General features: G+C 54.1%; 17 protein-coding genes. All 17 read right to left on the reverse strand.

Annotation, left to right across the window (positions count from 1 at the left end; genetic code table 11):
- Positions 1–130: 130 nt before the first annotated feature.
- Positions 131–1,120: an RHS repeat protein gene (locus IT781_RS03825; protein WP_194968805.1), complete on the reverse strand. Its 990-nt coding sequence runs from the start codon at positions 1,118–1,120 to the stop codon at positions 131–133.
- A gap of 803 nt (positions 1,121–1,923) precedes the next feature.
- Positions 1,924–2,532 (reverse strand): adenylyl-sulfate kinase, encoded by a 609-nt coding sequence (gene cysC, locus IT781_RS03830; protein ID WP_194968806.1) that lies wholly within the window; start codon positions 2,530–2,532, stop codon positions 1,924–1,926.
- A 267-nt stretch (positions 2,533–2,799) separates the two neighbouring features.
- Complete coding sequence (locus tag IT781_RS03835) at positions 2,800–4,053, reverse strand: RNA polymerase sigma factor (protein WP_228778896.1); 1,254 nt, start codon at positions 4,051–4,053, stop codon at positions 2,800–2,802.
- Between the two features lie 164 nt (positions 4,054–4,217).
- Positions 4,218–5,654: an NADH-quinone oxidoreductase subunit N gene (locus IT781_RS03840; RefSeq protein WP_194968807.1), complete on the reverse strand. Its 1,437-nt coding sequence runs from the start codon at positions 5,652–5,654 to the stop codon at positions 4,218–4,220.
- Complete coding sequence (locus tag IT781_RS03845) at positions 5,644–7,131, reverse strand: NuoM family protein (RefSeq protein WP_194968808.1); 1,488 nt, start codon at positions 7,129–7,131, stop codon at positions 5,644–5,646. Before IT781_RS03845 ends, IT781_RS03840 begins: the two co-directional genes overlap by 11 nt.
- Positions 7,128–8,954, reverse strand: a complete 1,827-nt coding sequence (nuoL, locus tag IT781_RS03850; RefSeq protein ID WP_194968809.1) for an NADH-quinone oxidoreductase subunit L — start codon at positions 8,952–8,954, stop codon at positions 7,128–7,130. The genes IT781_RS03845 and nuoL overlap by 4 nt, the downstream gene beginning before the upstream one ends.
- 316 nt (positions 8,955–9,270) lie before the next feature.
- Complete coding sequence (nuoK, locus tag IT781_RS03855) at positions 9,271–9,579, reverse strand: NADH-quinone oxidoreductase subunit NuoK (RefSeq protein WP_194968810.1); 309 nt, start codon at positions 9,577–9,579, stop codon at positions 9,271–9,273.
- On the reverse strand, positions 9,576–10,082 hold the full coding sequence (nuoJ, locus tag IT781_RS03860; protein WP_194968811.1) for an NADH-quinone oxidoreductase subunit J: 507 nt from the start codon (positions 10,080–10,082) through the stop codon (positions 9,576–9,578). The genes nuoK and nuoJ overlap by 4 nt, the downstream gene beginning before the upstream one ends.
- A gap of 10 nt (positions 10,083–10,092) precedes the next feature.
- Positions 10,093–10,608, reverse strand: coding sequence for an NADH-quinone oxidoreductase subunit NuoI (gene nuoI / locus IT781_RS03865; protein ID WP_194968812.1), 516 nt, complete (start codon positions 10,606–10,608; stop codon positions 10,093–10,095).
- A 9-nt stretch (positions 10,609–10,617) separates the two neighbouring features.
- Positions 10,618–11,571 (reverse strand): NADH-quinone oxidoreductase subunit NuoH, encoded by a 954-nt coding sequence (gene nuoH / locus IT781_RS03870; protein ID WP_194968813.1) that lies wholly within the window; start codon positions 11,569–11,571, stop codon positions 10,618–10,620.
- Complete coding sequence (gene nuoG, locus IT781_RS03875) at positions 11,568–14,237, reverse strand: NADH-quinone oxidoreductase subunit NuoG (protein ID WP_194968814.1); 2,670 nt, start codon at positions 14,235–14,237, stop codon at positions 11,568–11,570. Before nuoG ends, nuoH begins: the two co-directional genes overlap by 4 nt.
- 45 nt (positions 14,238–14,282) lie before the next feature.
- Positions 14,283–15,578, reverse strand: coding sequence for an NADH-quinone oxidoreductase subunit NuoF (gene nuoF, locus IT781_RS03880; RefSeq protein WP_194968815.1), 1,296 nt, complete (start codon positions 15,576–15,578; stop codon positions 14,283–14,285).
- A 4-nt stretch (positions 15,579–15,582) separates the two neighbouring features.
- Positions 15,583–16,059: an NADH-quinone oxidoreductase subunit NuoE gene (nuoE, locus tag IT781_RS03885; RefSeq protein WP_194968816.1), complete on the reverse strand. Its 477-nt coding sequence runs from the start codon at positions 16,057–16,059 to the stop codon at positions 15,583–15,585.
- Position 16,060: 1 nt separating this feature from the next.
- Entirely contained in the window at positions 16,061–17,803 is a 1,743-nt protein-coding gene (gene nuoC, locus IT781_RS03890; protein ID WP_194968817.1) for an NADH-quinone oxidoreductase subunit C/D, read from the reverse strand.
- Positions 17,796–18,434 (reverse strand): NADH-quinone oxidoreductase subunit B family protein, encoded by a 639-nt coding sequence (locus IT781_RS03895; protein WP_194968818.1) that lies wholly within the window; start codon positions 18,432–18,434, stop codon positions 17,796–17,798. Before IT781_RS03895 ends, nuoC begins: the two co-directional genes overlap by 8 nt.
- Before the next feature lie 3 nt (positions 18,435–18,437).
- On the reverse strand, positions 18,438–18,860 hold the full coding sequence (locus IT781_RS03900; RefSeq protein ID WP_194968819.1) for an NADH-quinone oxidoreductase subunit A: 423 nt from the start codon (positions 18,858–18,860) through the stop codon (positions 18,438–18,440).
- A gap of 631 nt (positions 18,861–19,491) precedes the next feature.
- Positions 19,492–20,205: a hypothetical protein gene (locus IT781_RS03905; protein WP_194968820.1), complete on the reverse strand. Its 714-nt coding sequence runs from the start codon at positions 20,203–20,205 to the stop codon at positions 19,492–19,494.
- Positions 20,206–20,296: the final 91 nt, after the last annotated feature.

Raw genomic sequence — 20,296 nt, forward strand, 5'->3', positions numbered from 1 at the left:
GCGTCAATTCAGCCCAGATCTGATGCGGGTCAGCAATCCCGGCTTACCGCGTTTGACCGTCATTTCAATGCCCAATATCACCATGACACCTACCCAGGAAGGTGCAAAAACCAAAACGCGCATTTTTATATCAGGTAACAAAATTGAAATGATCGTCGACCCGCTCGATTTGGAACACTCGATTCGGCATCCGCGTATTATAGGTTTTCTCTCGACCTTTTTTATCGCGCTCGCGCAAATTAAAGGTATTGCAATCGGCGATCAGATGAGTTCCAAAAGGCGTTTCGATCGCATCTTGCACCCACTTAACAGGAAAAAAGCGGCTCGTGCCGGGAATGCCTCGTGTCAGGTTGAAGTTCTTGTCATACAAAAGCACTTCGCCCCTGCGCGAATTAGACAGCATATAGCCGCCTGAATGAGGCCGGATGTGATGCGCTCCGTTCAAGTTGCTGATGACAACTTCATGCTCCAGGGTTTTTCTGTCGATGCGGATCACTTGGCCTTGATAGAACAGGATGGTCAGTATTTTGCCTTCGTCATACGGGTCAACAATGGCGGAGTTCAAATGGGTTGTTTGCAAGCGGCCTGGATAATTTTTGAAGCGATGGTCCATTTGCCTATCGATATGGCGCTTTCCGCCACCATAAGCTGTGTCATAGCCATGCTCGGTGGCCCACCAGGACCAGATCAATTGGCCTGTCAAATCAAATTCAAGCAGGGCATCAACCCCGCTTGCCGTGATCAACAAACCCCGCTCGGTCCTGCGCAGCGAGCGCACCTGGGTCATATAGGGACTGCGAATTTCCAGATCGATTTCGCCTTTGTCATTGAGCCTGGCGATATGCTCGTCCCCCGGCACACCGTCTTCACTGCAAGGCAAACCGGTTATGAAATATAAACCTTCGCCTGACACATACTGCATTCCAAACGGTTTCACTGGGGTCATTTCACCCAAATATTTTATGCCGCCTAATTCGCCGGTATGTTCGAATAACTCCAGTTTTCCGCCAGGCAAACCTCTGAAAACGTCATTGGATCGATCTTTGCCTCTAATGATGCGGTTTAATCTAAACTTGACATAGTCCCAGTTGGTTTGGGGATAAGAAACGACAAATCTCATAACACTTCTTTTAGCTTAATTATTGATATTTTCATAACAGACACGATCGAATCTGAGTTTTACAAAGACTTCGCGATCACATCCAATTTGAGCTCTACTGTCAACGCTTGCAAGATAATATCTGCATTGATCTCTTTTGAGACCTTTAACTTAAATGCTCATAATAAAGCGCAACGATCATATCAAGCCCATCTTGTACAGTTTTACTATTGCTCAAAACCTAGTAGCTTAAATCAGCCTCAAGCGATCAATTTATGGACAAAGAGGCAGTGATTTATAGAGAGACAGTAAAATTTTAGACCTTTATTGCTCGTCACGTATGCTACTACAGTATGAGAACGAGGTGTTAGTCCAGAGTAACTGTTTTCCCATCTTTGAACAAAGCGTTCTGAAGGGTTCTGTTGCGTCTACGGAGAGAGCGTCGTTTTCGGTAAGCTATTGCGCTTACCCAACACCGCGTAATCAAAAAAGCCATTCTCCGGCAAAGTTTGCCAGACAAGGTCACGATCGATAAGGGTGGCGCCAATGCCGCGGCTCTCGAGGCGCTTCAGGAGGCAACCGATCACGCCATCGAAGCCCGCCAGAGCCAACCTGATTGAGCAGGATCACCGGGCCGTCGAACGGATCGTCAGGACAATGGCAAGGCGTTGAACTGATGCATAGGATCAAGAAAGGCCAGCTGGTTTTTGGCGATAGCCAAAATCTATCCGCTGCAGGACAGTTTTATTCATTGGTCGCCTAAAAACCAGTTTGGAATGACCAAGTTGCGATTGACGGAAATTAACGCAACAGAACCAAAAGACTTATATGATTCCATGGGCCTTCAGTAATTCCATGACTTGGTCCACTGAAGCCGACAAGGATAACTCACCGGTATTAATACGCAGTTCGGGATTAACAGGCGATTCATAAGATGAAGACAGGCCAGTAAAATTTTTGATTTCGCCCAACCTGGCACGCCGGTAAAATCCTTTAACATCGCGTTTTTCACAGACTTCCAATGAACAGTCACAATAAATTTCCAGAAAGTCGTCTTCGTTGACCAATGAGCGCATACGGGTACGATCAGCTTGAAATGGCGAAATAAACGCAGTCAGCACAATCACGCCAGCCTCTATAAATAACTTTGCCAGTTCTCCAACGCGGCGGATATTTTCCATGCGATCCTGATCGGAAAACCCTAGATCCGCGCACAGCCCATGACGAACATTGTCGCCATCCAGTACGAACGTCCGGCACCCCATCCGGGACAGGCGTTCTTCCGTTGCATGCGCCAAAGTCGATTTACCAGCGCCGGACAACCCGGTAAACCAAAGAATAACACTACGATGATTGTTCAATGCTTCGCGGTGCTGTCTAGTAATGGTTGACTGGTGCCAGACAATATCCTTTGATGGCAATTGTTTAGACATATTAATTCCATTTCAAAATTATGTTTGGGATTAGCGGGTGGCATTTGCACAGAAATTTACAATTATAATTTAATTAGCTGCATTATCAATAACATATATATCCATCACCTGCGCATCAATAGCCAATTGTCATTGGTTATTGATGGCTTAACTTATTGTTTTATTGAATTACCTTATCTTAATTTACACAAACCGTATGTTTCAGCGCAAATGCTCCCGCTAGTCCTTATTGTCGATTAAGATGACCGGAAATCGACAATGAACCGATTAATTTTTCAATTCGGCCAATCGCCGCTCAAGGAAACGCCGCTCGGGTTCCTGTCTGACAAGGTTTAGCGCTTGCCGGTAAGCCGCTTCGGCTTGCCCGATTCGTCCGAGCCGACGGCACAAGTCCGCTCGCGCCGAATGCGCCAGGTGATAGTCTGATAGCTCGCCGCGCGCAAGTATGGTGTCGATCAGGGCAAGACCCGCTTCCGGCCCGTCACGCATGGCTATTGCCACCGCTCGATTCAATTCAACCACTGGCGTGGGATTCGCCCATAACAACAGATCGTAAAGTCCGGCAATTTCCGGCCAGTCGGTTTCGCCGGCGTTGGGGGCCTGCGCGTGAACCGCCGCAATGGCGGCCTGCAGTGTGTAGGAACCGATGCTTTTTGATCTGAATGCCCGCATAACCAGTTCCAACCCCTCCGTAATCTGATCTCGGTTCCAGAGCGCGCGATCCTGCTCATCCAGCAGTATCAGATCGCCATTTGCTGAAGTGCGTGCGGTGCGGCGGGAGTCATGCAGCAGCATCAGCGCCAGTAAGCCGCATGCTTCTGATTCCTCCGGCAAGAGTTCAATCAATAGTCTGCCAAGACGGATTGCTTCTCCCGAAAGATCATACCGTGTCAGTTCAATGCCGGCCGAGGCCGAATACCCCTCGTTAAAAACCAGATAAATTATCCGCAACGCCGCATCCAATCGGTCGGGCAAATCCTCATGACCCGGAACTTCGTAAGGAATGCGGGCATCGCGGATTTTCGCTTTGGCGCGCACAATGCGTTGCGCAACCGTTGTCGGCACAGCAAGAAATGCGCTGGCAATTTCTTCCGTGGTAAGACCGCATACTTCGCGCAGAGTTAAAGCAACCTGCGAATCAAACGCTAAAGCCGGGTGGCTGCAGGTAAAAATGAGTCTGAGATGATCATCCTCGACGCTCTCCTCATCCCATATCGTCGTATCGTCAATGGCGGCATCGACTCGCCTGGCGGCTTCATCCAGCGCATCGAACCGGGCATTCCGACGCATATTGTCAATAGCCTTGAAACGGCCGGCTGACACCAGCCAGGCGCGGGGATTGGCCGGCACGCCATCACGCGGCCACTGCTCCAGCGCGGCCCGGAATGCATCATGCAAAGCTTCTTCCGCAAGATCAAAGTCTCCCAACAGGCGAATCAAAGTCGCCAGTACATACCGCGACTCGGTGCGGTAAACCGCTTCCAGTGTTTTGGTCAGGTTCGATTCTGTATTTTCGTTCAAGGCGCTACCTGCTTTTAACATCTTCGACAAGCAAATAGCCAATATGTTATCGGCTTGAGAATGGCTGTCACGCCGAAATTTGAGGTAGGTGCGAATTCTTTCGCACTAAATTGTCGCAGTAAGGTTTTCGGGCCGAATGAATTCGACTCTACAATTCAGCTTTGTTAAACCCCATGAATCAGGCTCATCAGATGTATGGGATCAACACCTAGCCAGACCAGCAGAAGTGTCAACAAGACCAGCGCCGCTAAGGACATCCTGGCCAAAGCCGCTTCACGACCAGCTTGACTACCCGATTCCTGGCTAATCGACATGACCACAATAACCCTCAGGTAGTAATAAAGCCCCAGGCCGCTGCCGATAATCAGCACAAGCAGCATTCCCCACAGTTGAGCATCGGCGCCGGCCGCGAAAATATAGAATTTGCCGATAAAGCCGGCCGTCAGCGGGATGCCGGCCAGCGACAGCAGCATGAATGTGAAAACCGTCGCCAACCCCGGCCGGCGCCAGAAAAGCCCTCGATAGCTCGACAGTTCCACCGCCTCTGACTGCGGCGTAGACAGAAGCGATACAACGCCGAAAGCGCCCAATGTAGTCATGAAATAAGCGACCAGATAAAAAATCACGGATTCGACGACGAAGTCCGACTCGATGCCGCCGCCGGCGATAAAAGCGATCAGCAGATAACCCATGTGCGCGATGGATGAATAGGCCAGCATGCGCTTGACGTTATCCTGCAGCAGCGCCAGCACATTACCGAGCAGGATGGACAGGACAGCCATGACGGTGATAACCGTCATCATCGAAACATAGGAATAACCGCCGCCGCTGAGGAAAAAACGCAGCAACAGGAGGAAAACGGCGCCTTTCGAAACCGTGGCGATAAAAGCCGTGACAGGCGCCGGTGCACCTTCATAGACATCCGGCGTCCACATGTGGAACGGCGCCAGCGACAGCTTGAAACCAACCCCGGCCACGATGAAGACGATGCCCGTCAAGACCATGGCATTAAATATTTCCTGCTCGGCCAGATACTGTTCGATGCCGCTGAAGCTGAGCTGCCCGCATTCTGAATAGATCAGCGCCATGCCCATCAGCAACAAGGCGGAGGATACGCCCGACAAAACCAGATATTTGGTCGCGGCTTCCAGTGATCGCGATTGCCCCAGCGCATAACCGACCAGCACGAACAAAGATACGCTGAGCGTTTCCAGGCCAATGAAAAAAGTGGCGAAATGGCTCGCCGTCACCAGCACGCAGCCGCCCAACAGCGCAGTCAGTATCAGAAACAGCAACTCCTCGTTCTCGCCTTCGCGATCCTTGAAATAGTCGTAACAAAAGACAATAACAACCAAGCCTGCCAGCAACAACAGTGCCATAGCGAAAAGACCGTAGGCATCCATCCGGACAAGAGACGTCACATAAACAGGACTTTGCTGCCCTGCCGCCATCAATGCCAGCAGGGAAACAAGAATACCAAGGCCGGCCACCAGGCAGGTCAGCGCGAAATCGCGCCTGATGGCGATAGTCAGCATTACGATCACCGCCGATGTGGCAATGCAGATAACGGGCAAAAAAGCGATCAATTGGCTACTGTTCATCGGTCGATCCCGTAAAGGCAGAACTTTGCATGGCCTGTTGCAACGAGGGCTCCGTTGTCTCCAACACCTTATGAGGATGCAGCCCCAGCCAGATGCTGGCGACTACCAGCAGGCCCATGGCGATTATGTCCCGGCGGCTGAAATCGGCTATAGGGTGCGGCAACCGCAAGGGGCCATAAAAAGCTTTCTGTATAATGATCAAGGCATAAACCGGAGAAAGAATCATGACCAGCGCTGCCAGTGCCATCAATAGCATGTTGACCTTGAAAGCGCCCAGCAATACCAGAAATTCACCCAGGAAATTGCCCAACCCCGGCAAGCCCAGCGAAGCGATGGCGAAGAACAGGGCCATAGCCGACAAATGCGGCACGGCGGTCCAAAGCCCGCCCATGTTGCCCATCTGGCGCGTATGCAAACGCTCCTGCAGGGAGCCGGCGATCATGAACAGGGCCGCTGCGCTGATGCCGTGCGCCAGCATGGTCATAACCGCCCCTTGCAATGCCAGCAAATCCCAGGCAAACACGCCCAACAATACAAAACCCATGTGGCTGACGCTGGTATAGGCGATCAATCGTTTCAGATCGGATTGCGCGAATGCCATCATGGCCGCATAGAGCACGCTGATGGCACCCAATGTCATCGCAATCGGCGCAAACTGATGCGATGCTTCGGGAAACAGCGGCACGACAAAACGCAGCAAGCCATAAGCGCCGGTTTTCAGCATGACGCCGGCCAGGATCACACTGCCGCCGGTCGGCGCCTGCGTATGCGCATCCGGCAGCCAGGTATGGAACGGCACCGACGGCAACTTGACCGTAAATGCGACAAAAAAGCCCAGCATCAGCCAGAATGCCACCTCCGCATCAAGGGGCATGCCCAAAAGCTTAAAATAATCGAAGCTGTAAACGCCTGTGTATCCATGGTAAATCAGCCCCAATACTATGATGGCCGTCAGCATCAGCAGGCCGCTTACCTGCGTAAAAATCACGAATTTGATGGCTGCCGCAGTGCGGTCTTCATGCCCCCAGATACTGATCAGAAAGTACATCGGGATGATCATGACCTCCCAGCTGAAAAAGAACAGGAACAGATCCAGCGCCAGAAAGACACCTACGGTACCGGCCAGACACATCAATAAATTGAAGTAAAAGAACCCCTGCCGATGCCTGATCTCGGTCCAGGAACTGCTGACCGCCATGAATCCAAGCACAACAGTTAGCATGACCAGCGATAGGCTAAGCCCGTCCATGGCCAGGTGAAAACCGATGCCGAAACGCGAAATCCACGGCCACTTCAAATCGGCTATCCAGACCGATGATTGATCGGCAGTCAGCGCATACTGTAACAGCACGAGCACAAACTCCAGCGCCAGCGCCGCCAAGGCAGTCCAGCGCGGAGCTGCGGGATGCCAACGCCCGGAAATAAAAGCCGCCAGTCCGCCAAAAAACAAAACGGCAATCAGCGCCAGCAGCATCATGACAGCAGTCCTATCACAATGATCAGTACAGCGCCCCAGCCCATCGATGCCGCATACCAGCGCAGCCGCCCGATCTGCGAAGCGCTGGCCAGGTAATGGAGATTCAGGCTGCGCCTGGCTATGGCGGCATAGCCCGCATCCACCACATCATTTTTATTCAATCCGGCAATGGCTTTGAAAGGCCGTATCAGCACTGCGTTATAAAGGCTATCCAGCCCCCAACCGCTAAACCACCAGCGCTGCAGACCTTGCATCCATCTGGAGGAAACCAGCCTCTGCGCCGAAAAAGTGCCGATCAGGTAAAACAGTGCCGCGATTACCAGACCGACCACCGGCGCGGCAATGGTCAGGCCGCACACGGCATCGCAACCTTGATGAACCTGAATGGCTTCGGGAAACACCGAGCCCAGCGGTATTCTCAGCAATCCTCCCAACAACGCCAGCGTGCTCAATACAATCAGCGGCAGCGCCATGCGCCAGCCGATGCCCTGCTCGACTTCATGACGTTCGGGCCCGAAAAACACCACGAACACCAACCGAAAACTGTATATGCCCGTGATCAGCGCGCCAAGACAAGCAGCCGCCCACAGGCCGGGCGAGACTGCGAAAGCCTCCAGCAGAATATCGTGCTTGCTGTAATAGCCGGACGTAAGCGGCAGCGCGGCCAGTGCGGCGCTGCCGATCATAAAGCTCCAGAAAGCGACCGGCATGGCTTTGCGCAGGCCGCCCATGCGGAAAATATTGTGCTCATGATGGAAGCAGAAAATAACCGCGCCAGCAGCCAGGAACAGCAGGGCCTTAAAGAAAGCATGCGTCATCAGATGAAAAATGGCCGCCGACCAGGCGCCGACGCCCAGCGCCAGAAACATATAACCGATCTGGCTGATCGTCGAATAAGCCAGGATGCGCTTGATGTCGGTCTGAACCAGCGCCGAGCAGCCAGCCATCAACAACGTTATCGTGCCGACCAGCGCAACGGCATACTGCACGGCAGGCGCCAGTATAAACAGATCATGCATCCTAGCGATCAGGTAAACGCCAGCCGTCACCATGGTCGCGGCATGGATCAGTGCGCTGACCGGTGTGGGGCCGGCCATCGCATCCGGCAGCCAGGTTTGCAGCGGCAACTGCGCAGACTTGCCGACCGCGCCGCCCAGCAGTAGCGCCGAGGCTGCAACAGGCAGCCAGCTTCCTTCCTGCCATTGCCCTGAAGCCCGTAAGACAGATTGAATATCCAGCGTATGCAGTTGCGTAAACAGCAGGAACAGGCCGATCGCCAGCGATGTGTCGCCGACCCGCGTCATCACGAAGGCCTTGCGCGCCGCATAGCCGTTGTCCGGATTCTCATACCAGAAGCCGATCAACAGATAACTGCCAAGCCCTACGCCTTCCCAGCCCAGATAGAGCATTACCAAATTGTCCGCCAGCACCAGCACCAGCATGGCGCCGACAAACAGATTCATGTAGGCGAAAAAGCGTGCATAACTGACATCATCAGCCATGAAGTCGGCCGAGTAAAGATGGATCAAAAAACCGATGCCTGTCACGACGAACAACATCGTGACGGACAGGGCATCCAGATAAAAGCCGAAAGGCAGCGACAAGTCACCGATAACCATCCACGAGCCCAGGACCAACCGGTAAGGCTGCTGATCGCCAGCCAGAAACGCGGCACCGACCAGCGCTGCTAAAATAGCTGACAGGCCGACAGAGCCGACTCCTACCCAGGCCACCGCCGATCTGGGCAATTTTTCACCGGCCAATGCCAGGATCAAAAATCCGAGCAGAGGCAACAACGGCGCCAGCCAAAGCCATTCAATCACCTGTCCTCCTTAATAAATTAAATGATTTTCTGCACCATGCACCGCCGCTTTTAACGACGGTAGGCTGGGTTAATAAACCCAGCCATTCGAAACCATCCATGCCGGGTTTCCGCTAAAGCTCCAACCCAGCCTACACGTGTTGTAGGGTACGCACCGCGTACCTTTTTAAAGTCTTGATGAGCCGAAAAACTTTGAAAAAAGGTATGCGATGCATACCCTACAAAGCTTCATGCTCTCGATTGCTGTTCCAGGCGCAATTCTACCTCCCCCCTGAGGCGTTCATGTCCTTCGCGGTTAAATCGATACCCTCAATTCCCTACCCTTTCATCTCATCCACCGCATCCGCATCCAATGTACGAAAACGATGAAAGACCTGCATGACCAATCCGAGGCCGACGCCGACTTCCGCGGCGGCCAGGGTCAGGATCAGCAGAAACATGATCTGCCCGTCCGCCTGTCCCCAGCGCGACCCGGCCACGACAAACGCCAGACCTGCCGCATTGAACATGATTTCCAATGACATCAGGATGAAAATCAGATTGCGCCGCACCAGCACGCCGACCAGTCCCAGCGCAAACAGCACGGCGGATAACGACAATCCATACGCCATTGGAATTCCACTCATAGCACTCTCCTTTTTGCCATCAAAGGCTTGCCGAGATGATAGGCGCCTACTAATCCAGCCAGCAGCAGCATCGACGCCAGTTCTACGGCCAGCAGATAAGGCCCGTACAAGGCTATCCCGACTTGCTTGGAGTTCACCAGTTGTCCGGTTCCTGCATCGTTGCCGGCAATCACCACGAGCACTTCTGCAAACAGAATCAACGCCAGTATCGAGGGACCTATCCAGATGCCCGGCGTCAGCCAGGCGCGCTCCTGGCTCGTGGTTTTCTCGCCCTGATTGAGCATCATGATCACGAAGACGAACATGACCATAATAGCGCCGGCGTAAATGATCACTTCCAGCACGGCGGCGAAATGTGCGCCCAGCAGAAAAAACAGAACACCCACGGCCAGCAGCGACAAAATCAGGTAAAGCAGGCCATGCACGGCATTCAGTTGCGTGAGCATCATGACCGTGGCAAAAATGGCAACAGCCGATGAGATAGAGAACAATACCATTTCCATTTAACACTCCTTATGGCAACAATGTTTTAACATCGACAGGCGGCGCCTCGTTTTCGGCCTGCCCCTTGCCCTTGCCGCCGACCGACATGCCGGCCACGCGGTAAAAATTGTAATCGTGATACTTGCCCGTGCCGTCGATCAGTAAATGTTCTTTTTCATAAACCATGTTCTGGCGGTCGTATTCGCACATTTCGAAATCCGGCGTCAGTTGAATCGCATAGGTCGGGCAAGCTTCCTCGCAAAAGCCGCACATGATGCAGCGGGAAAAATTGATGCGGAAAAATGACGGATACCAGCGCCCGCTCTCGTCCTCGGCTTTCTGCAGCGCGATGCAGTCTACCGGACAGGCGACGGCGCACAGATTGCAGGCCACACAACGCTCCTCGCCATCCGGATCGCGCGTCAGCACGATGCGTCCCCGGTAACGTGGATACAACTCCCGCTTCTGCTCGGGGTATTCGATCGTATCGGGCTTGGTGAAGGTGTGCGTCAGGACTTCCCATAATGTGCGTAATTGGCTGAACATGATCTCCCCTTATACGCTGTAAAGCGCCACGGCGCCGGTCACGAGCAGATTCAATAAAGCCGCCGGCAGCATGACTTTCCAGCCGAAGCTCATAAGCTGGTCATAGCGCGGCCGCGGCAGCGATCCGCGCACCAGAATGAAGAACAGGATGCCGATAGCGGTTTTCAGGCAGAACCAGACCAACGGCGGCAGCCAGGGCCCCAACCAGCCGCCGAAGAATAACGTCACGATCATGGCGGACGCGAGGGTAATGCCTAGATATTCACCGACGAAAAACATGCCGAATTTCATGCCCGAATACTCGGTATGAAAACCGGCAATCAGCTCCTGCTCCGCTTCCGGCAAATCGAACGGTGCCCGGCGGCTTTCAGCGATGGCCGCGACCATAAACACGACGAAGCCGGCAAATTGGGGCAAAATGAACCAACCGTCACGCTGGGCCTCGACGATCTCACGCAGGTTGAATGTACCGGCCAGCATGACCACGCCCATGATGGAAATGCCCATGAACACTTCGTAGCTGACGGTCTGGGCCGCAGCGCGCAGACTGCCCAGTAGCGAATATTTGTTGTTGGAGGCATAGCCTGCCAGCACGACGCTATAAACGGCCAGAGACGTCAATGCCAGAAAATAGAGCAATCCGAAATTGAAATCGATAATGCCGACGCCCGGCGCGAACGGAATCACGGCAAAACCGGTCAGCATGGTAATGAAGACAATCGTGGGCGCCAGAACAAACACCAGTTTGTCGGCAAAAGGCGGAATCCAGTCTTCCTTGAAGAACATCTTGATCATGTCCGCCGCGACCTGAAGCAGCCCCAGAGGGCCGACCCGGTTCGGACCGAGCCGGTCCTGCCAGACAGCCAGCAATCTGCGCTCGACCCAGATCAGTATCGCCGCCACGAAAATCGTCGACAGCAGGATGCCGATGATATCCGCAGCGCCGCCCAACCCGGCATTCATAATGGCTCCTCCCCGATCGCTTTCTTCAGTATCACCTGATCCGATTGACAGCACCGCGCGGTTTCCTGACGGCCTTCAGTTATGCCGAGCAGACCGGACGGCAGGGCCGGTTCGATGCTCACAGGCAGTACTATGAACGGCCCGCCGGAAAGACAGTGAATTTCGATTCTATCGCCCGCCTGCACGCCCAGCCTTCCGGCGTCCGAAGAATTCAGCGTGGCGCACGGAATCGGCGAGCGTTCAGCCACTGGCGACGAGTGCAAGCTCAACTCTTCGCTGCCGAAAATATGCGGCAGCAGTACAATGCGCCACTGGTCATTTATCGGCTTGAAAGGCTCGGGAATATTTTTGAACCAGTCACGCCCGCCTGAGGGTTCAATCAGCCTGACGCCGTAATCACCGCCGCGCAAATGCCCCCCGATCTCATCCTGAAACTTGCTGATCGCCTGATTGGAATTCCAACCGGGCGCCCAGATAACCGGCTCCAGAGCGGCGGGCACGTCGGCTTTCGCGCCTTCCATCGAAAACGCGAAGGGCGTTTCCGGATCAGCCGGCTGCCTTGGCTCGCTAACATTGATGTGAGCCTGCATGGCTGTGCGGCCGCTGTAACGATGAGGCTGGCGGGGAATCTTCATGCCGTCGACTTTAAAGCTCGCGCCGGGTGCCGCTTCAGTGATCGCTGCAAGCACCGGAAAAGTTTTCGCGCAAGCGGCGGTAAGCGCATCAAAGGTCAAGCCTTCCGTGCCGGCCGACAGCCATTGCCAACTGCTTCGCACAGGCTCCGACGCAGGATAAACCTGGAAATAACGCTGCGCCCTGCCTTCATTATTGACTACTGTGCCGTCGGATTCGGCAAACGTAGCGGCAGGCAGCAGCAATGAGGCTTTTTCTGCCGTCCTGCTGTACAGATAGTCGATGACGCCTATTCGCTGTGCCGACTGCAGAAACGCATCAACATCCCGGACTGGAGCGCGCCGGTAGAGATCGTTCTCAAGAATAATCACGCGCCCGACCTCATGGACCCGCTTGAAAGCCTGCCGTAAGCGTTTTCCACCCATCATGACAAGCCCCAGGCTGTTGCTTTCGGGCACCGTGAAAGTCAATTGCCTGTCTTGTGCCGGCAGCGCCTTGGCCACGTTGTAGGCAGCCTCAATAACGGCAAGGCTGGCGCTGACGGTGCCCGACACCACTAATGGCCGTTTGGCCTGCTTCAGACTATCGGCGATAATGGCGGCCAGCGCACGAACATCGTCATGCAGATCGGCAGGCTCAGGGGCCTGAAGATCAAGATTGTGCGCAATAGCAAACCCCAGCCTGGCAATGTCTTCCGGACTGCCCCGGTAAGTGGCCGCGGCAGCGTCATCCAGGCGCGTTGCACAAACGCTGGCGATAAACAGCGGGCTGCGGTGGTCTATCTGCTGCTCTCTGACGGGCTTATCCAGCCAGGGCGCTATTTTCAGGTTCCTGGCCTGATCGAATGCGGCATTGCGTACCGATTGGCGCAACGACAACGCCAGCCTGGGCGCGCTATGGGTCACGTCCTCGCCCAGAATCAGCACGGCATCGGCTTGCTCAACCTCCCGCAATGAAGGAGAACGAATACCGCCGTTGCGCAGAATATCGGCAATCGCTTCAAGCAGCGACTGCTCAGTGTCGTCCAGTCCCAGAAAGAAGTTTTTCTCGCCCACCCGACTGCGCAGGGCAAAATTGGCTTCCAGCGAGGCGCGCGGCGAGCCGATGCCGATCGTCGTATCGGTCAGCCAATCGCGAAGCTTCTGCTCCGCTTCCTCGGCCGTGATATCCATCCGGTCATGGATGCGAGGTTTTAATATGCGCTCGGGACTGTTGACGAAACCGTAGCCGAAGCGCCCCCGGTCGCAGAGGAAATAACCATTGATCTCGCCGTTATAGCGATTGACGATGCGCCTGAGCTCGCCGTAACGTTCGCCGGGTGAGGTATTGCAGCCCAGGCCGCAATGCACGCACACTGACGGTGCCGTTTGTAGATCCCATTTGCGCGTGTAATGCTCGCTGAAGGTCCGGTCAGTAAAAACGCCGGTGGGGCAGACTTCGACCAGGTTGCCGCTGAATTCATTTTCCAGAGTTCCGTCCTCAAAACGGCCGAAATAAACGTTGTTATGAATGCCGAAAACCTGCAAATCGCTGCCACCGGCATAGTCGTCATAAAAGCGCACGCAGCGGTAACAGGCGATGCAGCGGTTCATTTCATGGTTGATGAACGGGCCCAGGTACTGGTTTTTATGCGTGCGCTTTTTGCCGCGATAGCGGCGCACCACATGTCCGGACATCAGCGTCATGTCCTGCAGATGGCATTCGCCGCCTTCCTCACACACCGGACAGTCATGCGGATGATTGGTCATCAGCAGTTCGATATTGTCCTTGCGGAATTGCTTTGCCTGCCCGGCCTCAATGGAAATGCGCATGCCGTCCGTCACAGGTGTCATGCACGCCATCACAAGGCGTCCTCGCTGGTCTTCCGGATTTTGGTATTGCATTACTGCGCATTGTCGGCAGGCGCCTACCGAACCCAGAGCCGGATGCCAGCAAAAATAGGTCAGATCAAGGCCCAGGTTAAGGCAAACCGGCAACAGGCTTTCGCCAGCCTCTACCTGATATTGCACGCCGTCGATTTCAATGGTGGCCATCAGCCTCTCCTTTCCTTGATTAAGTCGATATGCATCCGCTCTCCCTCATGTCAGCCTTTTCATTGAGGGAGGAGGCGCAACACCCGCGATGTAATGCTCAAAATCCCTGCGGAAAAATTTCAGTGCGCTTTGCAACGGTTCCATAGCGCCCGGCGCCAATGCGCAGAATGTATTGCCCAGCGCCATCATACCCGTGAGCCTCGACAGGGTATCGAGGTCCTCCATATGTCCGCGCCCCTCGATAATATCTTGCAGCAATGCGACCGTCCATGGCAGTCCATCCCGGCAAGGCGTGCACCAGCCGCAGGATTCCTGCGCAAAAAACCGTTCCAGATTCAGCACCATCTTCACCGGACAGGTCTTGTCATCGAGGACGATCATAGTGCCGGTGCCCATACGGCTGCCGACTTTTGCAACAGCATCGTAATCCATACGCACGTCCAGGTGTTCGGGCAATAGAAAATCGGTCGACGCACCGCCCGGCAGGAAGGCGCGCAATGAGTAGCCGTCTCGCATGCCGCCCGCATGCTCTTCGATGATTTCCCGGATGGGCGTTCCCATGGGCAGTTCCCACAATCCCGGCCGCCTGACCCGGCCGCTGACGCCGAACAGCTTCGAGCCTTGATCGGCGCCCAGCCCCAGCCCTTTATACCAGTTCACCCCGTTGCGGAGGATATGAGGCACATTGCACAGGGTTTCGACATTATTGACGACGGTTGGCTTGCCCCAAAGTCCGCTGACCACGGCAAACGGCGGTTTGGTGCGAGGATGGGCGCGTTTTCCTTCCAATGAATTGATCAGCGCCGTTTCCTCACCGCAGATATAGCGCCCGGCGCTGGTATGCAGATGAATGTCCAGGCTGAAATCCGAGTTCAGTATGCGCTCGCCCAAATAGCCCTTGGCGCGTGCTTCCTGCAGCGCTTGTTCAAGGCGACGCGCGGCCAGGTGATATTCTGCGCGAAGGAAGATATAAGCGGTCCGGGCCTGGATGGCGTAAGCGGCAATAATCATGCCTTCGATTAACTGATGCGGATCTCTCTCCAGCAGAAACCGATCTTTGAATGTGCCCGGTTCCATTTCGTCGCCGTTGGCGATCAGATAATGTGTTTGACGCGCGTCATCCATGGGCATAAGGCTCCACTTGACCCCGGCCGGAAATCCCGAACCGCCCCGACCTCTGAGCCCGGCGTCCTTGACCCACTGCTGCACCTCTTTCGGTTGCAGTTCCGAGAGCGCCCTGCGCAGGCCTTGGTAGCCGCCGGTACTTTCGTAATCCGCCAGCGTGGCAAAGACGCGATCCGGTTGAATGTTCTGGGTTAGCGGCCTGCTCATGTTTTCCATGACGTCACCTGCCCAGAATCTTGTCAACGCTATCATCCGTGACATCGAGCCGGAGCTGATCGCCGACCAACATGACCGGCGCATGATCGCAGGCGCCCAGGCAGACGATCGGCAATACCGTATACTCGCCATCCGCTGACATCTCGCCCGGCTCGACGTTCAAAAGCCGGCACAGGTGGTCTTGAACCTGCTCGGCGCCCATTATCCAGCAGCTGATGCTGTCGCAGTAATGAATAACCGTCTTGCCCACGGGCTGGCGGTAAATAAGATTATAAAAAGTCGCCACGGCCTCCAGCTGCGCCGGCGATATGTCCAGCAGTTCCGCCACGGCCACCAGGCATTCATCCGAGACCCACTGCCGATACTTCTGCACGATTTTCAGCGCTTCGATGGAGGCGGCCGCCTTGTCCGCATAATGCGCCATTTCGGCGGTTATCTCCTCTATTTCAAGCGTGGTTAGCACGGCGGATTTCTCGGTCATGTCAGCGGTCCACGTCAGCCATTACAAAATCGATGCTGGCCAATATCGCAATCAAGTCGGCAATCATCAGTCCCCGGCACATCATCGGGATCATCTGCAAATGCGAGAAAGACGGCGTGCGGATGCGCGTGCGATAAGACATCGTGCCGCCGTCGCTGGTCAGGTAGTAGCCGTTGAGGCCTTTGGTGGCTTCGACCGTCACGCAAGCCTCGCCTGCCGGTATTACTGGCCCCCAGCTGACATTAAGAAAATGGTCGATCAGGGTTTCTATGTCATGCAGGGTACGCGCTTTGGGCGGCGGCGTGGTCAGCGGATGGTCGGCCTTATGAGGACCTTCCGGCATGTTATTCAAACATTGCTCAATGATACGGACGCTCTGGCGCATTTCTTCGATGCGCACGGCGCAGCGGTCATAGCAATCGCCGTGTTGCGCTGTCGGGATCTCGAACTCGTAGTTCTCATAGCCTGAATAAGGGCGCGCCTTGCGATAATCCCAGGCAAAACCCGTCGCGCGCAGGCTCGGCCCGGTCGCGCTCCAGTCAATGGCTTCGGCTGTATTGTAAACTCCAACGCCCTGAGTGCGCCGCTTTATGGTGCTGTTGTTCATGACCATTTTGTCATACTGATCAAGCCGTGCCGGGAAATAATCGATAAATTCCCGCACCAGCCTGTCCCAGCCGATAGGCAAATCCATGGCCACGCCGCCGATACGGAAATAACTGGAATGCATGCGTGCGCCGCTGATCGCTTCCATGATGTCGAACACTTTCTCGCGATCGATAAACATGTAAAAAATCGGCGACATCTGACCGATGTCCTGAGCAAACGTGCCATAAAACAGCAGATGACTGGCCAGGCGATAAAATTCGGCAACCATGACGCGGATGACTTGAGCACGTTCCGGTACTTCTATTCCGGCCAGCCGCTCCACGGCCATTACGTAGGGAAAATTATTCATGGAGCCGCCCAGATAATCCACGCGGTCGGTATAAGGGATATACGTGTGCCATGATTGGCGCTCGCCCATCTTTTCTGCGCCGCGATGATGGTAGCCAATATCGGGCACGGCATCGACGATTTCCTCGCCGTCCAGCTGCAGGGCGACACGGAAAACCCCATGTGCGCTCGGGTGATTGGGCCCGAGGTTAAGGAACAGAAAATCGCTGTCCACACCATGTCGTATCATGCCCCATTCCTCGGGCACAAAGCGCAGCGCTTCCTGTTCCCTTGCCTCGCGTTCGTCAGACAGACTATAAGGTTCCATTTCCGTTGCGCGGGCCGGATGGTCCTTGCGCAGCGGATGCCCTGCCCAGGTCGGCGGCATCAGGATGCGCCGGAGATTGGGATGGCCTTCGAATACGATGCCGAACATGTCCCATACCTCACGCTCATACCAGTTGGCCGAAGGCCAGATGTCGGTGATGGACGGCAGGGACAAGCTGTCCTCCAACAAGGCCACCTTGAGGCGCATATCCTCATTGCGATCAAAGGACAACAGATGATAAACAACCGTATAGGCACTGGCCGGCAATCCCTGCCGCCGCGTGCGCTGCCGCTCGTCCATGGCCGTCAGGTCGAACAGCATGGCGTAGCCGGAAGCCGCTTCTTTTTTCAGGAATCTGAGGAAATCGCGGATGCGCGCTCTGTCGACCCAAAGCGTAGGGATGTTATCGGCTGTCGACTGGAGGACGAAAGCGTCCTCGCCGAACCGGGCAGACAGTTCGCGCACGATCCGGTCAGACATGATCCGGCCCTCTCAACTCTCTGGCACGCATTCTTTCTTCCGTCAATAAATCGCGGAAGCTGGGCTTGGGTGCCTTGAGCACTGCCTGATCGCCGACCACCCAGCTCAACGGCCGCCTTTCCTGGCCGATGGCTTGCTGCAGCAGCATCAAGCCCTGCAGCAAGGCTTCCGGGCGCGGCGGACAGCCCGGCACATAGACATCGACCGGCAGAAACTTGTCCACACCCTGTACGACGCTGTAAATGTCGTACATGCCCCCGGAATTGGCGCAGGAGCCCATGGAAATGACCCAACGCGGCTCCAATAGCTGGTCATAGAGGCGCTTGATGACCGGAGCCATCTTGCGGAAAACTGTGCCCGAAATAACGATCAAATCTGCCTGTCTTGGCGAGCCTCGGATAACCTCGGAGCCGAAGCGGGCAATGTCGTGCCGACTCGTGAAGGCGGTCGCCATTTCCACATAGCAGCAGGAAAGCCCAAAATTAAACGGCCAGACGGAATTGGCCAGTCCCCAGGCTACCATATCTTCAAGTTTGGCCATAAAGAAATTGCGGCGTAGCGCCTCTTCATAGGTTTGTTGCCCCGGTCTTGGTGCTGTATCGTTCTCGGCTTTGCTCAGATGCCAGTGCATGATTTACTCCCTTAGCCCGGTTTTTTGAATATCAATGCGCTGCCGCCGCGTGCGCCAATCAAGTGCGCCAACAGCCCAGAGATAGGCCAGCGCCGCCAACAATACGACTATGAAAATCAATGCTTCGATAAAGCCTGTCCAACCGGATTCGCGCAAAGCCACGGACCAGGCAAACAGAAATACTGATTCCATATCGAAAATCACGAAAAAGATGGCAAGCAGGTAAAACTGAATGGAGAAGCGGACATGAACATCGCCCGCCGGCACGACGCCCGACTCAAACTGTTCGTCGGTATCCCTGTTGGCTCTGTGCCGCTGCCCCAGAAAATAAGCGCCGCCAAGCATAATGCCAGTCGCAGCCAGCACGGCTACAAAATAGATGATGAGAGGAAGAAGATCGCTGGCAAGAGTGGCTTCAATGTTCATCAATGCCTCTGTCAATCAATAAACTAAAAGGTGTGATGCCTCAGTAAATTCAACAAACATCAACATCCGATGATCATTCATGCTCCTTGCATGAATTAAGAGTTGAAAAAAAATTAATGGTTCAAATTGACATTTAAACCTCGTACGACAATTACAGACTATCCAAATACCAGTACCGCTTATGCACTTCGGCTGGCAATTGGTTTGAATAAAATGCCTCAACACTGGAACGGCTGAAGGTCAGGAGCTAGATCATATTCGAGCGCACTAAGGTAGTGGAAGCCTTCTTCGAAGCGCAAAAGCGAGAAAGTCAGTGGGCTGCCGGATTTCTTCATCGGTGCCCGTACCGCCGTTCGGCTATCCTGTACGGCAAGGATTAGTTCAGCATTTACTTTCTCAGCATGGGTTTGATATTGCCTGAATTTACCAGTAGGCTGAACTAGCGTAAACCTCAAGGAGGCCCGGGGCTAATGTCTAACCTATGGGGCGCCAATCATCAGATAACGCAATTCAGACGAAACTGGACCAATGCGCTAACTGGCAGCAGGCACAATCTAAACATCCTATTGAAGACCACAGGCGGCTGAGTGAACACGTATTACCAAAATACGAAAACATAAAATTGATAATTTCAATTCCACTTCTTGAGTTTCTTCCGAGCCGTCCCGAAGTTGCCTAATTGATAAACGGATAATCTGTCTGGAGAGAACGTAATTACATCAAAAGGTTGGGTGAGCATTTCCTTCAGATGGTCCGTAGAGGCGAGCCCAATTGTAATATGTGGATTGAAATTCTTGCCTGTCTGTTTCGGAATAAATGTCGCAACGTAATCTATGGTTGACTGGTTAATGTCAGGTTCTTCTGGCGTTGTAAAAAATGCCGTAGCGGATCCTGTTTTCACAGTAAAAGGAGTAACTATATTCATCAGTTTCTGTTGCAACTTTAGGAGATCGTCTGTTGGCTCGAGGACAATACTCGCAAGCCCCAAATTCTTCCAGGAAGAATAATGGTACTTGAATGCCTTCAGCTTCCAGTTCCCCACTTTCTCAGTGATCAGGATTTCTCCAACTGCCGCATAGATTTTTTCGAGGTCTGCTGTGCGAACATACCTCTGCAAAATCGTGATATGTGGTCTGTGGGAAGCGTCTAAAGCGAATCCCTTCGGGTAGTCATCAAGCAAGCTGGCATTGGCTGCCTCCGCATACTGAGCCATCGCCGCATCCGGCTCAAGTGCAATGTTGATGGCTGTGATTGGACTCTGTTTTTCACCAGCTGTTGCAATATGGCCGAACAGTGTTCCTAAGCAAATGTCGAGTACAGCAAGAACCTTCATATACCTCAGCATAATCTTTTCCTGTTGAAAATTAACACTCGTGAGAATATTGCGTTGCTCCAGGCCCCGTCTGGACGCCGCTCAATGTCGCCGATAAACCGGC

Source organism: Methylobacter sp. BlB1, assembly GCF_015476545.1.
In the GTDB taxonomy this organism is placed as follows: Bacteria; Pseudomonadota; Gammaproteobacteria; order Methylococcales; family Methylomonadaceae; genus Methylobacter.

Bases quoted from the DNA above. Each gene is read 5' to 3' on its own strand.
- IT781_RS03895 (WP_194968818.1), bottom strand. From the start codon at position 18,434: ATGCACTGGCATCTGAGCAAAGCCGAGAACGATACAGCACCAAGACCG.
- nuoC (WP_194968817.1), bottom strand. From the start codon at position 17,803: ATGTCTGACCGGATCGTGCGCGAACTGTCTGCCCGGTTCGGCGAGGAC.
- nuoG (WP_194968814.1), bottom strand. From the start codon at position 14,237: ATGGCCACCATTGAAATCGACGGCGTGCAATATCAGGTAGAGGCTGGC.
- nuoF (WP_194968815.1), bottom strand. From the start codon at position 15,578: ATGGAAAACATGAGCAGGCCGCTAACCCAGAACATTCAACCGGATCGC.
- nuoK (WP_194968810.1), bottom strand. From the start codon at position 9,579: ATGAGTGGAATTCCAATGGCGTATGGATTGTCGTTATCCGCCGTGCTG.
- IT781_RS03845 (WP_194968808.1), bottom strand. From the start codon at position 7,131: ATGATGCTGCTGGCGCTGATTGCCGTTTTGTTTTTTGGCGGACTGGCG.
- nuoJ (WP_194968811.1), bottom strand. From the start codon at position 10,082: ATGGAAATGGTATTGTTCTCTATCTCATCGGCTGTTGCCATTTTTGCC.
- nuoI (WP_194968812.1), bottom strand. From the start codon at position 10,608: ATGTTCAGCCAATTACGCACATTATGGGAAGTCCTGACGCACACCTTC.
- nuoH (WP_194968813.1), bottom strand. From the start codon at position 11,571: ATGAATGCCGGGTTGGGCGGCGCTGCGGATATCATCGGCATCCTGCTG.
- IT781_RS03825 (WP_194968805.1), bottom strand. From the start codon at position 1,120: ATGAGATTTGTCGTTTCTTATCCCCAAACCAACTGGGACTATGTCAAG.
- IT781_RS03840 (WP_194968807.1), bottom strand. From the start codon at position 5,654: ATGAACAGTAGCCAATTGATCGCTTTTTTGCCCGTTATCTGCATTGCC.
- IT781_RS03900 (WP_194968819.1), bottom strand. From the start codon at position 18,860: ATGAACATTGAAGCCACTCTTGCCAGCGATCTTCTTCCTCTCATCATC.
- IT781_RS03905 (WP_194968820.1), bottom strand. From the start codon at position 20,205: ATGCTGAGGTATATGAAGGTTCTTGCTGTACTCGACATTTGCTTAGGA.
- nuoE (WP_194968816.1), bottom strand. From the start codon at position 16,059: ATGACCGAGAAATCCGCCGTGCTAACCACGCTTGAAATAGAGGAGATA.
- cysC (WP_194968806.1), bottom strand. From the start codon at position 2,532: ATGTCTAAACAATTGCCATCAAAGGATATTGTCTGGCACCAGTCAACC.